General features: G+C 73.8%; 14 protein-coding genes and 1 pseudogene. 7 read left to right on the top strand and 8 right to left on the bottom strand.

Features of this window, described 5'->3' with window-relative positions:
* On the bottom strand, positions 1–243 hold a 243-nt coding region (locus tag AB0M27_RS44290), incomplete at its 3' end, for an undecaprenyl-diphosphate phosphatase (RefSeq protein ID WP_365731419.1).
* Positions 244–393: 150 nt separating this feature from the next.
* Here AB0M27_RS44290 and AB0M27_RS44285 point away from each other — a divergent pair.
* Together AB0M27_RS44285 and AB0M27_RS44280 are read left to right on the top strand one after the other, a co-directional pair.
* On the top strand, positions 394–783 hold the full coding sequence (locus AB0M27_RS44285) for a BlaI/MecI/CopY family transcriptional regulator (RefSeq protein ID WP_365731417.1): 390 nt from the start codon (positions 394–396) through the stop codon (positions 781–783).
* A gap of 56 nt (positions 784–839) precedes the next feature.
* Positions 840–1,781 (top strand): M56 family metallopeptidase, encoded by a 942-nt coding sequence (locus AB0M27_RS44280; RefSeq protein ID WP_365731415.1) that lies wholly within the window; start codon positions 840–842, stop codon positions 1,779–1,781.
* 387 nt (positions 1,782–2,168) lie between these two features.
* On the opposite strand, the pseudogene AB0M27_RS44275 reads toward AB0M27_RS44280, so the two are convergent.
* Positions 2,169–2,543: pseudogene (locus AB0M27_RS44275) on the bottom strand (HAD-IC family P-type ATPase); the annotation flags it as partial.
* Between the two features lie 160 nt (positions 2,544–2,703).
* Positions 2,704–2,976 carry a heavy-metal-associated domain-containing protein gene (locus AB0M27_RS44270; RefSeq protein WP_365731413.1) on the bottom strand — a complete coding sequence of 91 codons (273 nt, stop codon included), beginning with the start codon at positions 2,974–2,976 and terminating at the stop codon, positions 2,704–2,706.
* A gap of 186 nt (positions 2,977–3,162) precedes the next feature.
* On the opposite strand from AB0M27_RS44270, the gene AB0M27_RS44265 reads away from it, so the two are divergent.
* The 3 genes from AB0M27_RS44265 to AB0M27_RS44255 all read left to right on the top strand — a co-directional run bounded on the left by AB0M27_RS44265 (position 3,163) and on the right by AB0M27_RS44255 (position 5,811).
* Entirely contained in the window at positions 3,163–4,128 is a 966-nt protein-coding gene (locus tag AB0M27_RS44265) for a hypothetical protein (protein WP_365731411.1), read from the top strand.
* Positions 4,129–4,215: 87 nt separating this feature from the next.
* A complete protein-coding gene (locus AB0M27_RS44260) occupies positions 4,216–4,803 on the top strand; it encodes a hypothetical protein (protein ID WP_365731409.1) in 588 nt (195 codons plus the stop codon).
* Positions 4,804–4,899: 96 nt separating this feature from the next.
* On the top strand, positions 4,900–5,811 hold the full coding sequence (locus tag AB0M27_RS44255) for a hypothetical protein (protein ID WP_365731407.1): 912 nt from the start codon (positions 4,900–4,902) through the stop codon (positions 5,809–5,811).
* A 64-nt stretch (positions 5,812–5,875) separates the two neighbouring features.
* Here the strand turns inward: AB0M27_RS44255 and AB0M27_RS44250 are convergent, their stop codons facing one another.
* Positions 5,876–6,430, bottom strand: a complete 555-nt coding sequence (locus tag AB0M27_RS44250) for a phosphatase PAP2 family protein (protein WP_365731406.1) — start codon at positions 6,428–6,430, stop codon at positions 5,876–5,878.
* On the opposite strand from AB0M27_RS44250, the gene AB0M27_RS44245 reads away from it, so the two are divergent.
* Positions 6,405–6,776: a response regulator gene (locus AB0M27_RS44245; RefSeq protein WP_365731403.1), complete on the top strand. Its 372-nt coding sequence runs from the start codon at positions 6,405–6,407 to the stop codon at positions 6,774–6,776. The genes AB0M27_RS44250 and AB0M27_RS44245 overlap by 26 nt on opposite strands.
* 45 nt (positions 6,777–6,821) lie before the next feature.
* Here AB0M27_RS44245 and AB0M27_RS44240 read toward each other — a convergent pair whose 3' ends face one another.
* The 3 genes from AB0M27_RS44240 to AB0M27_RS44230 form a co-directional block, all read right to left on the bottom strand.
* Positions 6,822–7,964 carry an MFS transporter gene (locus AB0M27_RS44240; protein ID WP_365731421.1) on the bottom strand — a complete coding sequence of 381 codons (1,143 nt, stop codon included), beginning with the start codon at positions 7,962–7,964 and terminating at the stop codon, positions 6,822–6,824.
* 86 nt (positions 7,965–8,050) lie between these two features.
* Complete coding sequence (gene lysA / locus AB0M27_RS44235) at positions 8,051–9,376, bottom strand: diaminopimelate decarboxylase (protein WP_365731401.1); 1,326 nt, start codon at positions 9,374–9,376, stop codon at positions 8,051–8,053.
* Positions 9,377–9,391: 15 nt separating this feature from the next.
* Positions 9,392–9,748 (bottom strand): SAV_915 family protein, encoded by a 357-nt coding sequence (locus AB0M27_RS44230; RefSeq protein ID WP_365731399.1) that lies wholly within the window; start codon positions 9,746–9,748, stop codon positions 9,392–9,394.
* A gap of 276 nt (positions 9,749–10,024) precedes the next feature.
* Here AB0M27_RS44230 and AB0M27_RS44225 point away from each other — a divergent pair, with 276 nt between their 5' ends.
* Positions 10,025–10,591 carry a universal stress protein gene (locus AB0M27_RS44225; protein WP_365731397.1) on the top strand — a complete coding sequence of 189 codons (567 nt, stop codon included), beginning with the start codon at positions 10,025–10,027 and terminating at the stop codon, positions 10,589–10,591.
* A 67-nt stretch (positions 10,592–10,658) separates the two neighbouring features.
* Here AB0M27_RS44225 and AB0M27_RS44220 read toward each other — a convergent pair.
* Positions 10,659–12,605, bottom strand: a 1,947-nt coding sequence (locus AB0M27_RS44220; protein WP_365731388.1) for a DUF4118 domain-containing protein, incomplete at its 5' end; no start/stop codon positions are given.

The raw sequence follows: 12,605 nt of genomic DNA, 5'->3' as shown, positions 1-12,605 counted from the left end.
GGTCAGACCGCGGAACCAGGCGGAGACGATCCGCTTGATGTCCTTGAAGAAGTACACGAGCACGGCGGCGATGGCGCCGACCTGGATGACGGCGGTGAAGCCGACGACCGAGGTGTCCTCGACCGGGATGCCCATCAGCCCCTCGGTGATCTTCAGGTGGCCGGTCGAGGAGACGGGCAGGAACTCGGTCACCCCCTCGACTATGCCGAGAACAACGGCCTGACCGAGGCTGATGGCGCTCATCGGGGTCCTTTCGTCCTCGCCGTCCTCGCTGTCCACCGTCCCGCCTGTCCCCGGGACGGGGACGCATGGCACACTCGGACGACGGCAGCATTTACACGACCGTAGAAGTTCTACACGACTGTAGAAGATCAGCGGGAGAACGACAAACCCATGGGCGCCCACACACAAGGACGCGGCCCCAAGCGGGCCAACGGAGTGCGTGAGACCGAACTTCTCGGCCTGCTCCAGCGGGCCGAGGGTCCGCTGACCCCCGGGGAGGTCGCCGAGCGGCTCGGGGGCGAGCTGACGTACAGCAGCGTGGTGACGATCCTCACCCGTATGCACACCAAGGGCCTGCTCAGCCGCACGCCCCGGGGACGGGCCTACGCCTACGCCCCCGTCACCGACGACGCCGGGTTCGCCGCCCGCCGGATGCGCACCGTCCTGGAGGAGCGGCCCGACCGCGAGGCCGTCCTCGCCCGGTTCGCCGACGGGCTGTCCGACACGGACGCCGAGTTGCTGCGCCAGCTGCTCGGATCCGACCAGCAGCCCGGTCACTAGGACTGGCAGGAACCGGTAGGAACCGGACCGGTAGGAACAGGAAGGGGCCGCTCTGAATGCACGTCGCCGTCTATCTGCCGCTGCTGCTCTCGCTCATCGCCCCGCTCGGCGCCCGCCCGCTGGCCGAGCGCTGCGAACCCCGCCTCGCCACCTGGCTGCTCACCGCCTCGGCCCTGGTCCTGGGCGCGGCGAGCACGATCTCCCTGGGCCTGCTGGCCGTGGCCGGCGTGATCCGTGTCCCGCAACTCGCCGCCCTGGGCCACTGGTCGGCCGGGACCGCGCAGCACGACGACCCCGCCGCGCTGTCCGTCTCGCTGATCGCCGGCCTGCTGCTCGGCGGGGCCGTGCTCATGGCGGCACGCATGCTGTGGCGACGGACCCGGTCCCTGGCCGCAGCCGCGTGGGAGGCCGCCTGCATGCCCGCCCGGGACGGCCTGGTCGTCGTCCCCGACGACGCCCCCGACGCCTTCGCCATCCCCGGACTGCCCGGCCGGGTCGTGGTCTCCACCGGCATGCTGCACAGCCTGGACGAGTCCGAGCACGACATCCTGCTCGCCCACGAACGCGCCCATCTGACCGCCCACCACTACGCCTTCGTCGCCCTGGCCCAACTCGGCGCCGCCGCCAATCCGTTCCTGCGTCCCCTCGCCACCGCTGTCACCTACACCATCGAGCGCTGGGCCGACGAGAACGCGGCCGCCTCGACCGGTGACCGCAGGCGGGTCGCCCGCACGGTCGGCAAGGCGGCCCTCGCCGCGCACCGCACCCCCGCGCCGGCCCGTGTCGCCGGTGCGGCCCTCGGTTTCCTCGGCCGCCGAAGCCGGCTCGCCAAGGCGGGGCCGGTTCCCCGCCGTGTCGCCGCCCTTCTGGCTCCACCGCTGGGCCGCCACCCGGCTCTCACCGCGGCGACGACTGCCGTCCTGGCCGCGGCCGCGGTGGCCACCGCCGAGGCGGCCCACGACTTCCATCTGCTGCTGGAGACGGTCCGGGTCTCCTGACGGGCGCGCAATGCTGCGGTAACGGAGCGACGCGGGAGTCAGCACCGTGCGCGGGTGCGGGCCGTTTCCGTCTGCGGCACAGCGCCGTTGTGCTGCGGGCCGTTCCCGTCTGCGGGTGCGTGGGGGCTGGTCGCGCCCACGCGGCGGAGCCGCGAATCGATACAGCCCCGCGCCCCTGACGGGGCGCTCAGCGCCGTCGTCGCCTGCGCGCCGTTTGCGGCACAGCACCGTTGGGGTGCGGGCCGGCCCCCGGCTGCGGGTGCATCGTGGCCGGTCGCGCCCACCCGGCGGAGCCGCGAATCGATACAGCCCCGCCGTCGTATCGGATGTGCGTGTGCCTGGGGCCCGGCGGTCGTGCGGTCGTCGGGCCCCAGGTCGGCTGCTCGCTCACTGGTCGGACGCGCGGAAGCGGCGTAGGCGCAGGCTGTTGCCGACGACGAAGACCGAGGAGAAGGCCATGGCCGCGCCCGCGATCATGGGGTTGAGGAGGCCGGCCGCGGCGAGCGGGAGCGCGGCGATGTTGTAGGCGAAGGCCCAGAAGAGGTTGGAGCGGATGGTGCCGAGGGTCTTGCGGGCGAGCCGGATGGCGTCGGCCGCGACCCGCAGGTCACCGCGGACCAGGGTCAGATCGCCGGCCTCGATCGCGGCGTCGGTGCCGGTGCCCATCGCCAGACCCAGGTCCGCCTGGGCCAGTGCGGCCGCGTCGTTGACGCCGTCACCGACCATGGCCACCGAACGGCCCTCGCCCTGAAGGCGCTTGACGGTCATGCCGCCGATCGCGAGTTCGACCTCGGCGGCACCGGGTGTGGTGGTGGTCATTCTCTGGTCCTCGCAGCTCATGGACGCGGCGGGTGTGGGGTCGGAGGACGGGGGCGTGGGCGGAGACCGGTTCCGGTGACGACCCCCGCCCGGTGGCGGTCGGTCAGGCGTCGACGCGGCCGGCGTAGTCGTAACCGGCCTCGTTCACGGTCTCGGCGAGCAGCGCGTCGAACGCCTCGTCGGGGGCGGCGGCGGTCGTCACCGTGACGAGTCCCGTGCCGATCTCGACCTCCACGGCGATGACGTCGTCCAACGCGCCCACGGCTTTGGTGACGACGCCCTGGCAGTGGGCGCTGCCGACGCCGTCCACGTTGTAGACCGTCTTGGCCTGGGCGGCGGTGCGGCAGGTTCCCTCGGGCGTGCAGCAGCCGGACATGGGTTTCTCCTCGTATCGGTGTCGGACACCTGTCGGATACCCGGTGGGGGTACCCTGCAACGGCTCCATGCATACCCCCCCACCCGTATATGACGCAAGGGAATCCACGGCTTGCTTCATACCCCCTAGGGGTATGTTGGAGTGCATCGATCCGCCCACCGGGTGGCCATCGGACCAGGAGGGGCCATGAACACCGGACTGAAGATCACAGTCTTCGCCACCGCGCTCGCCGCCACCTTCGGCACCGCCTACGGCGTGGGCAGCGGCGTCGGTGAGATCTCACCCGCGACCAAGCGCGCGGCACACGAGGAGCACGACGGGGACGGTCACGGCGGACACCACGGCGCAGGCCACGCGTCCACGGCGCTCCCCGGAGGACTCCAGATGTCCGAGCGGGGCTACACCCTCGACCTGAAGACCCCGGCCGTCGCGGCGGGCAAGGCGAGCGACCTGCGGTTCACGGTCGTACAGGACGCGACCGGACGACCGCTCACCGCCTACCAGCGGGAGCACACCAAGCAACTGCACCTGATCATCGCCTCGCGCGACCTGACCCTCTACCGGCATCTGCACCCGACCCGCGCGGCCGACGGCACCTGGTCGGCACCCGTCACGCTGCCCGAGGCCGGCGCCTACCGGGTCTACGCCGACTTCACGCCCCGCGGCGGCGAAGGGCTCACCCTCGGCGCCGACCTCACGGCGTCGGGGCCGTACCAGCCCGCCCCGCTCCCCGCACCCGGCACCGCGGCGAAGGTCGACGGGTACGAGGTGACCCTCCGCGGCCGTCTGGAACCCGCCAAGGGCAGCGAGCTGACGCTGACCGTGAGCAGGAACGGCAAGCCCGTACGCGACCTCCAGCCCTACCTCGGCGCCCACGGACATCTGGTGGCCCTGCGCGCCGGTGACCTCGCCTATCTCCACGTACACCCGGGCGGCGAGCCCGGCGACGGCACGGCCGAGGCGGGGCCGGACATCCCGTTCACCGCCACGGCGCCCAGCGCGGGCACCTACCGGCTGTTCCTCGACTTCAAGCACGGCGCCCAGGTCCACACCGCCGCGTTCACCGTCCGGGCCGCCGGGCCCACACAGCGGCCGGAAGCCACCGGAACGGCCACCCCGGTGCCCTCATGCCACCCCGGGCACGGCCACTGAACACCGCCGAGCCTCCGCTCCGGCCCACCCTCCCCCGTTCGGCCCGCTTCCCGCGTGCCCGCTCGAACGTCCCCGTAAGGTGGAGCCGTGATTGTGGCGCAGCCCTCCGTCGGCACGGCCGGGGCCCGCATCCGTCAGTCGGTGCGGGCCTCCGTTCTGGTCGCCGTCCTGCTCGGGCTGTTCCTCATGCACGGCGGCCCGGCCGCGGCCGCCGACGGCTGCCACGGGGCCATGCCGGCCACCGACACCGCCGTCATGAGCTCGGCAGCTGCCCCGATGGCCGCGCACACGGACCCGATGCGCCCGGCACCCGCGCCGATGGCCGCGCACCCCGCCGACCACGTCCAGGCGGCGGGCGGCAAGGCCGCCTCGCACGCGGACGGGATGCGCCCGGCACCCGCGAGGCCGGCCGCGCACCCCACCGGCCATCCCGCAGCCGCAACCGCAGCCGCCAAGGCCACCCCCCGCGCGGACGAGGCCATGCGGGGCGCGCTGTGTCTGGCCACGACGCCCCGGTCCGAGATCCCGGCGCCTCCGGTCGCGGCGGTCGGGCTCGTGTTCCCGGCCGCCGTCCTGCTGCCGTGGGCCCGGCCGGGTTCGGACGGCACCCGGCGCCGGGGTCCACCGGCCGGCGGGCGCCGGCTCCTGCTCCAGGTGTGCATCGCGCGGACGTGACGAGACCTCCGGGATCCGGCTCGTCGCCGCGGTCCCGCACGGCTCTCCCACGTTCAGCCGCGCCGCCTGACGGCGCCCACCCGGAAAGACACAGCCATGTCCCAGCGTTTCCGCACGTCCCGCCGCGCCCTCGCGGCGGCCGCCGCCACTGCGGCGCTCACCCTGACCCTCGGCGCCTGCGGCTCCGGCTCCGGCCACGGCTCCGGCATGGACCACAGCGCCATGCCGTCCGCCTCGGCCTCGGCCCCGGGCGACGACATGGCGTCGATGCCCGGCATGGAGCCCGTGTCCGCCGGCAACGGCCTGGCCGCCGCGAAGGACGGCTACAAGGTGACCTCCACGGCCGCCACCGTCCCCGCCGGCAAGGCGGCCGCGTACCGCTTCGCCATCACCGGCCCGGACGGCAAGCCGGTCACCGGTTTCGCCGTCGACCAGACCCAGCGGATGCACTTCTACGCCATCCACTCCGACCTCACCGGCTTCCAGCACCTGCACCCCACCATGGCCGGGGACGGCACCTGGACCGCGCCGCTGGCCGCGCTGCAGCCGGGCACCTGGCGGCTGTACGCCTCCTTCACCCCGGACAGCGGCGCCGGCAAGGGCAAGGGCTTCGTGCTCAGCCGCACCGTGAAGGTGTCCGGCATGGCGATGACCTCGTCCCTGCCGAAGGCGTCCGGCACCGCCACCGTCGACGGCTACACCGTGGCGGTGAAGGGCGATCCGATGGCGGGCATGGGGCACCGGCTGACCGCCACCGTCACCAAGGACGGCAAGCCGGTCACCGACCTCCAGCCGTACCTCGACACCTACGCCCACCTGACCGCCTTCCACCAGGGCGACCTGGCCTTCGCCCACCTCCACCCGGAGACCGAGGTCGACGGCGACCACGGCGGGCCGACGCTGAGCTTCCACGCCGAGTTCGCCCAGTCCGGAAACTGGCGGATGTTCCTCCAGTTCCAGACCGGCGGCAAGCTGCACACCGCGTCCCTCACCCTGCACGTCGGCTGAACCGGCGACGCGCCCTGGCCGCGACCACGGCCAGGGCGCACCACCCCACTACCAGTGCCTGCCGTCAGTGCCCGCTGATGGTGAGTTCGTAGTCGCCGATCAGGTCGCCGAGCAGGGTTCCTGCGGTCAGGTCGCCGGTGACGTGGCCGGCCATGTAGAGACGGGAGTAGAGGACCTCGGCCCGCATCCACGCGTAGGCCTCGGCCCGGTGCGGGGAGAGGGCGCCGAGGAAGGTGACAGCCGCGGCGGAGCGGGCCGCGTGCCGGGAGGGGCAGGAGTACGGGCCCTTGGCGCCGGGCTCGATGCGCTTGTCCGGGCGCAGGCTCGGGTCCAGGACGAACGGGGCCGGCTGCCTGTCCTTGGCCGCCAGCTGGTCGCTGATCGTCTTGGCCAGCTTCAGGGCCGCCTTGAGCTCGGCCTTCTCCGCGGTGCCCTGCGCGGCGGGGATCAGTTCACGCTGGTCGTGCAGGTACCGCTTCCAGATGTCCTTCTTGCCGTTGAGCTCCAGCCAGCCGGCCGCCTTCTTCCCGGCGGCCGTACGGGTCCTGGCGAGGGCCTGGACCTGGTGGAGTTCGGCGGTTCGCTGCTTCGCCGTGGGCGGGGCGGGGATCTGCCTCACCGACCTCGTCGTCCGCTACCTCACCGAGTCCGGACACACCGCCGAGGGCCGCTACGACGGTCCCTCCGGGCTGGCCGCCGCCCGTGACCCCCGCCTGGACGCGGTCCTGCTGGACGTGATGCCGCCCGGGACGGACGGGGTCGAGGTGTGCCGGACGCTGCGCGGCGAGGGCGTCGACGTTCCCGTGATCCTCCTGACGGCGCGCGGCGCGATCAGCGAACGGGTCGCCGGTCTCGACGCCGGCGCCGACGACTTTGTGCGGGCGGTGGCCGTGGCTCATGGGGGTGCGGTGCGGGCGGACAATGCCGGGGGTGGGGCGGTGGTCACTCTCGATGTGCCTTGCTGAGGAGGGTGTCTCCTGCGCGCTCCACAGGGGTGCCGCGCCATGCCGTCAGGGCGCGCCCCGTGCCGGGCGCCGGAAGGTGAACGCCAACACCGCTCCCGCCCCGATGGGAATCGCCAGCACGGCAAAGCCATAGGTGAGCGTGGCCAAAGAGGCAACCGCCGCGACCAGCAACGGCCCACCCGCGTCGCCCAGTTCACGCCCGAGTTCCGCCGCCCCCATGGTCTGCCCCAACCGTTCCCGCGGCGTCGACGAGGCCAACGCGGCGAAACCGAGCGGGGTGATGAGACCCGTGCCGATGCCGATGAGGGCGGCTCCGGTGAGGATGCCGGTCAGGCCTGGCAGCATGGCACAGGCCAGGCCCACGGCGGTGACCAGCAGCCCCGCCGCCAGGCCGGAGCGAGTGGTGAGCCGCCCGTCGTCCAGGGCCCGCCCCGCACGCTGCTGGACCACGGCCGCACAGCCGGCGAGTACCGACACCGCCGCGCCGGTCGCGACCGTGCCCAGCCCGGCGGCACGGCCGGAGACCGGCAGGAAACCGACCCCGACCGACAGCGCGGCGGTCGCCGCCGCCAGCGCGGACGTCGAGGCGAGGAAGGCCGGGTCGGCGAGCCGCCGGGCCAGGTCCAGCACGGTCTGCCGGGCCTTCGGCAGCGGGGGTACGACGGGCACGGCGAGCGCGGCCCAGACGGCGACCGCCGCGCCCAGCACCGCCAGGACGGCGAACAGCAGCCGCAGCCCTCCGGCCCAGACCAGGACCCCGCCGAGCAGCGGACCGAGCGTGTAGCCGATGGACTTGTAGAAGCCGTAGCTGCCGAAGGCGCGGCCGTGCCCCGTGGCCGGGTTCAGCCGGGCCACCAGCGCGGACGCGGACGGTGAGAACGCGGAGGCCGCGGCGCCCTGGCCCAGCCGGGCCGCCCACAGCCAGCCCGGGCTGTCCGCCACCACGTACAGGGCGGACGCCGCGGCGAAGGCCACGAGTCCGCCGAGCAGCACCGGGCGGGCGCCGATCCGGTCGGCGAGGGTGCCGAACACCGGCTTGAGGATCACCTCGGCGCCGTCGTACAGGGCGAGCAGCCCGCCCAGCACCAGCAGGGAGGTGACCGCGCCCCGGGCGTGACCGCCGAGGTTGGCGGCGATGCCGTGCGCCCCGAAGGCCGTGGTGAACCCGGCCGCGTACAGCGGCCACATCCGCCGGGCCGGGGCCGCCGAGGCCGGCGCGGCCTCCGGCCCGGTTCTGCGCCGGTTCACCATGCCGGCGAACGTAGCAGGCCGGGCTACAGCCCCACATCCCGGCTGCGGAGGTCCTCCAGGGACTCGCGGCGGACCAGGAGCCGGGCGTGGCCGTCGCGTACGGCGACCACGGGCGGCCGGCCGACCAGGTTGTAGCCGGAGGCCATGGACAGGTGATAGGCACCGGCCACCGGTACGGCGAGCAGGTCGCCGGGACGAGTGTCGGCGGGCAGTTCCGCGTCGGCGGCCAGGACGTCCCCCGCCTCGCAGTGCCGGCCCACCACGGTGACCCGGGCGCGGTCCGCGGTGCTGGGCCGGCCGATCAGGCGGGGTGCGTACCGCACGCCGTACAGGGCCGGGCGCGGGTTGTCGCTCATGCCGCCGTCGACCGCCACGAAGATGTGGTCGCCCGTGTGCTTCACGGACAGGACGCGGTACACGGCGATCCCGGCCGGACCCACGATCGCCCGTCCCGGCTCGATGATCAGACGCGGGACGGGGAGCCCGGCCGCCGCGCAGGAGCCGGCGAGTTCCGCACGTACCTTGCGGGCCAGTGCCGTCAGGTCCAGGGCCGCCTCGCCGGGGCGGTAGGCGATGCCGTGGCCGCCGCCGAGGTCGAGTTCCGGCAGGACCAGCCCGTGCTGCTCGTACAGGCGGGCCATCAGCCCGACCATGCGCCGTACGGCGACGAGGTACGGCTTGACACTGACGATCTGCGAGCCCAAGTGGCAGTGCAGACCGGTGAGTTCGAGCTGTGGCTGGTCGAGTATGCGGGCGATGGCGTGCTGGGCGTGGCCGTCGGAGATGGACAGGCCGAACTTCTGGTCCTCCGTGCCGGTGCGGATCTTCTCGTGGCCGCCCGCGCTGACCCCCGGGACGACCCGGACCATGACCCTCTGGTGGCCGTCCGGCCCGACGGCGGCGGCGAGCCGCGCGATCTCGGCGGGGCTGTCGATGACGATCCGGCCCACGCCGGGCCGCAGGGCGGTGTCCAGGTCGCGCGGGGACTTGGCGTTGCCGTGCAGCACGATCCGCTCGGGCGGGAAGCCGGTGGTGACGGCGAGTTCGAGTTCCCCGGCGGAGCAGACGTCCAGGCCGAGGCCCTCCTCGTCCATCCAGTGGGCCATGGCACGGCACAGGAACGCCTTGGCCGCGTACAGCACTTCGGCGTCCGGGAAGGCGTCCCGATAGGTACGGCAGCGGTCGCGGACCTCGGCCTCGTCCAGGACGTAGACGGGGGTGCCGAAGCGGCCGGCGACCTCGGCGAGCGGCACGCCGCCCACGGAGAGGTCGCCGCGGACCGGCTCGGCGGTGGACGCGGGCCACACCAACAGGTCGGCGGCGGTGGCGGGTTCGTGGGCCGTGGTCATCGTCGTCCTCCCCTCTCAGGCTGCGAAAACGGGCGCGGGGTCGGACACCGGCCCGGGGGCGGGCGCGGGGTCGGACACCGGCCCGGGGGCGGGCGCGGTGAACTGGGGGTCCAGCGTGAGGACGGTGACACCCAGCGGCGCGGTCAGCGCGCGCAGGGCGGGCTCGGCGAGACGGATCCAGGCCTGGCCGGCGCCGAGGGTGGCGGCCAGGCGGCGCTCGGAGGTGAAGCCGACGGCCGTACGGTCGCCGAGCGGCGTCCGGAAGATCCGGGCCGCGTATCCGAAGGGCCCCGGCCGGACCGGGACGTACAGGGGTCCGGCCGGGAACGGATCGGAGGGCTCGGGGTCTTCGCCGTAGCGGAGTTCTGCCATGGGGTGCCTCCCGAAAGGCGGTGCGCGAGGTTCTGGGATGCCCCGGAAGCGGGGAGGCGGACCGGGACTCGGTGTCGACGGTATGCCCGGTCGGCGGGGGTACGGGGAGGGCCCTGACGTGACGCTGACGGCGATCCGGCCGGCCTTGACGGCACGCTGACGCCGCTGGCGGGAGGGCATCGGAGAGGCCGTCAGAAGGGTGTCAGGAACAGGCGTACGCCCTGTTCGAGAGCCCCGGGGCGAGGTGTGATGGAGGGGATTTCCAAGGAGGAGCCGATGTCCGAGAACCGCCCGCCTTCGGCCGCCCGGGTCGTGGTGGGAGTCAGCGGCTCGCTGGGCGGTGCGACCGCCCTGGGCCGGGCCGCGTACGAGGCAAGGATCCGGGGAGCCGAACTCTGGCCGGTGCTGGCGTGGGAGCCACCGGAGGGGGACGTCGTCTCCCGCAGGTTCCCGTCCTCGGGCCACATGACCGAGGAGTGGGAGCGGCTTGCGCGCGAGCGGCTGATCAAGGCCCTGCGCGAGGTGTTCGGCGGCACGGACACCGGGCTGCCGGGACAGGCGCTCGTCGTCCGGGGCGCACCCGGACCGGCGCTGGTGCGGACCGCCGACCGGGCCGTCGACCTGCTGGTGATCGGCGCCGGCCGGCGGGGCCGAATGCGCCGGGCGCTGTGGCCGTCGGTCAGCCGCTACTGCCTCGCCCACGCCACGTGCCCCGTCCTCGCGGTCCCACCGTCACCGCTGCAGGCGGACCTGGCGGCGGTACACCGCCGGAACATCTGGCGGCTGCGGATGAACGCCGGGGACTTGGAGCGGGAGTTCCACACGGTGCCGCCGGAGGTCTGAGGGCGCCGGGGGTCGCTTCAACGCCCCCCGCAGCCGAACGAACACGGCAAGCCCCCCGAACCTGAGGTCAGGACATGGCTGCCGGCAGGCGATCCGGCGCCGTCGGCACGGCGAGCACCATCGTGAGCCCCCCACCCGGCGTGTCCTCGGCACGCAGCATGCCGCCCACCGCCTCGGCGAACCCCCGGGCGACGGCGAGGCCGAGCCCGATGCCGACCCCCCGCGGAGCGTCCCCGTACCGCTGGAAGGGTTCGAAGATGCGGTCCTTGGCCTCGTCCGGGACCCCGGGCCCGCGGTCCACGACCCGCAGTTCGACCACATCGGCGAGGGCGCTCGCGGAGACCAGGACCCGCTCCCCCGGCGGGCTGTACTTGACGGCGTTCTCGACGACGTTCGCGACGGCCCGCTCCAGCAGCCCCCGGTCCACGTGGACCATGGGCAGCGTCTCGGGGATGTCCAGGTCCACGCTGTCCTCGGGCACCCCGCCGAGCGCCATGGGCACGACCTCGTCGAGGTCGGTCTCGCGGATGATGGGGGTGACCGTGCCGGTCTGCAGGCGGGACATGTCGAGCAGGTTGCCCACGAGATGGTCGAGACGGTCGGCGCCCTCCTCGATGGCCTGCAGCAGGTCCGCCCGGTCCTGTTCGGACCACTCGACGTCGTCCGACCTGAGCGAGGTCACCGCGGCCTTGATGCCGGCGAGCGGAGTGCGCAGGTCGTGGCTGACGGCGGCGAGCAGCGCGGTCCTTATGCGGTTGCCCTCCGCCAGTTCCTTCGCCCGGCCGGCCTCGCTCTGCAGCCGCTGCCGGTCCAGGACCACGGCGGCCTGCGCGGCGAACGCGGCCAGCACCCGGCGGTCGGCGGCCGGCAGCACCCGGCCGCGCAGGGACAGGGCCATGTGGTCGCCGACCGGTACGTCGACGTCCGCGTCCTCCGGGATCCCGGCCGGCCGGGGTCCCACGCTGCCGGCGCAGGTCCAGGGAGCGGTCTCGCCGGTCCGTTCCAGCAGGGCCACCGACTCCATGCCGAAGGTCTCGCGAACCCGTTCCAGCAGCGCCTCCAGGGTGGTCTCGCCGCGCAGGACGTTGCCCGCGAGGAAGGAGAGGATCTCGGACTCGGCGCGCAGCCGGGCGGCTTGATGGGTGCGCCGGGCGGCGAGGTCCACCACCGAGGCCACCGACACGGCGACCCCGACGAAGATCGCGATGGCGACGATGTTCTTCGGGTCGGCGATCGTCAGCGTGTGGACAGGCGGGGTGAAGTACCAGTTGAGCAGCAGGGAGCCCACCACCGCGGAGGCCAGTGCCGGGAAGAGCCCGCCCAGCAGGGCCGCCGCGACCGTCAGGGTCAGGAACAGCAGCATGTCGTTGGCGAGGCCGACGTCCGGGGTCGCGCTGGTGAGCAGCCAGGTGAGCAGCACCGGGCCGAGCACTCCGACGGCCCAGCCCCAGATGACCCGGGAGCGGCCGAGACGGGCGCCGCGCGCCACCGGCAGTCCGCGTCCCTTGCCCGCCTCGTCGTGCGTGATGAGGTGGACGTCGAGGTCGGGGCCGGACTCGCGGGCGACCGTGGCGCCGACCCCCGGCCCGAAGACGTACTGCCAGCTCCGGCGGCGGGAGACACCCAGCACGATCTGCGTGGCGTTCACGCCCCGCGCGAAGTCGAGCAGGGAGGCCGGTATGTCGTCGCCGATCACGTGGTGGAAGGTGCCGCCCAGATCCTCCACCAGCGTGCGCTGGACGGCGAGTTCCTTCGGGGAGGCCGAGGTCAGCCCGTCGCTGCGGGAGATGTACACGGCCAGCACCTCGCCGCCGGCACCCTTCTCCGCCAGGCGCGCGGCACGCCGTATCAGGGTCCTGCCCTCCGGGCCGCCGGTCAGGCCGACGACGATCCGCTCCCGCGAGCCCCAGATCGTCGACACCCGGTGTTCGCTGCGGTAGGCGTTCAGGTACTCGTCGACCCGGTCCGCCACCCACAGCAGCGCCAACTCGCGCAGCGCGGTGAGGTTTCCGGG

Origin of the sequence: Streptomyces sp. NPDC052107, from assembly GCF_040680215.1 — a bacterium.
In the GTDB taxonomy this organism is placed as follows: Bacteria; Actinomycetota; Actinomycetes; order Streptomycetales; family Streptomycetaceae; genus Streptomyces.
This window is presented reverse-complemented; position numbering and strand designations above follow the sequence as displayed.

What these genes read in the sequence shown, in the direction of transcription:
- AB0M27_RS44285 (WP_365731417.1), top strand. Translation starts at nt 394, where the DNA reads ATGGGCGCCCACACACAAGGACGCGGCCCCAAGCGGGCCAACGGAGTG.
- AB0M27_RS44280 (WP_365731415.1), top strand. Translation starts at nt 840, where the DNA reads ATGCACGTCGCCGTCTATCTGCCGCTGCTGCTCTCGCTCATCGCCCCG.
- AB0M27_RS44270 (WP_365731413.1), bottom strand. Translation starts at nt 2,976, where the DNA reads ATGTCCGGCTGCTGCACGCCCGAGGGAACCTGCCGCACCGCCGCCCAG.
- AB0M27_RS44265 (WP_365731411.1), top strand. Translation starts at nt 3,163, where the DNA reads ATGAACACCGGACTGAAGATCACAGTCTTCGCCACCGCGCTCGCCGCC.
- AB0M27_RS44255 (WP_365731407.1), top strand. Translation starts at nt 4,900, where the DNA reads ATGTCCCAGCGTTTCCGCACGTCCCGCCGCGCCCTCGCGGCGGCCGCC.
- AB0M27_RS44240 (WP_365731421.1), bottom strand. Translation starts at nt 7,964, where the DNA reads ATGTGGCCGCTGTACGCGGCCGGGTTCACCACGGCCTTCGGGGCGCAC.
- lysA (WP_365731401.1), bottom strand. Translation starts at nt 9,376, where the DNA reads ATGACCACGGCCCACGAACCCGCCACCGCCGCCGACCTGTTGGTGTGG.
- AB0M27_RS44230 (WP_365731399.1), bottom strand. Translation starts at nt 9,748, where the DNA reads ATGGCAGAACTCCGCTACGGCGAAGACCCCGAGCCCTCCGATCCGTTC.
- AB0M27_RS44225 (WP_365731397.1), top strand. Translation starts at nt 10,025, where the DNA reads ATGTCCGAGAACCGCCCGCCTTCGGCCGCCCGGGTCGTGGTGGGAGTC.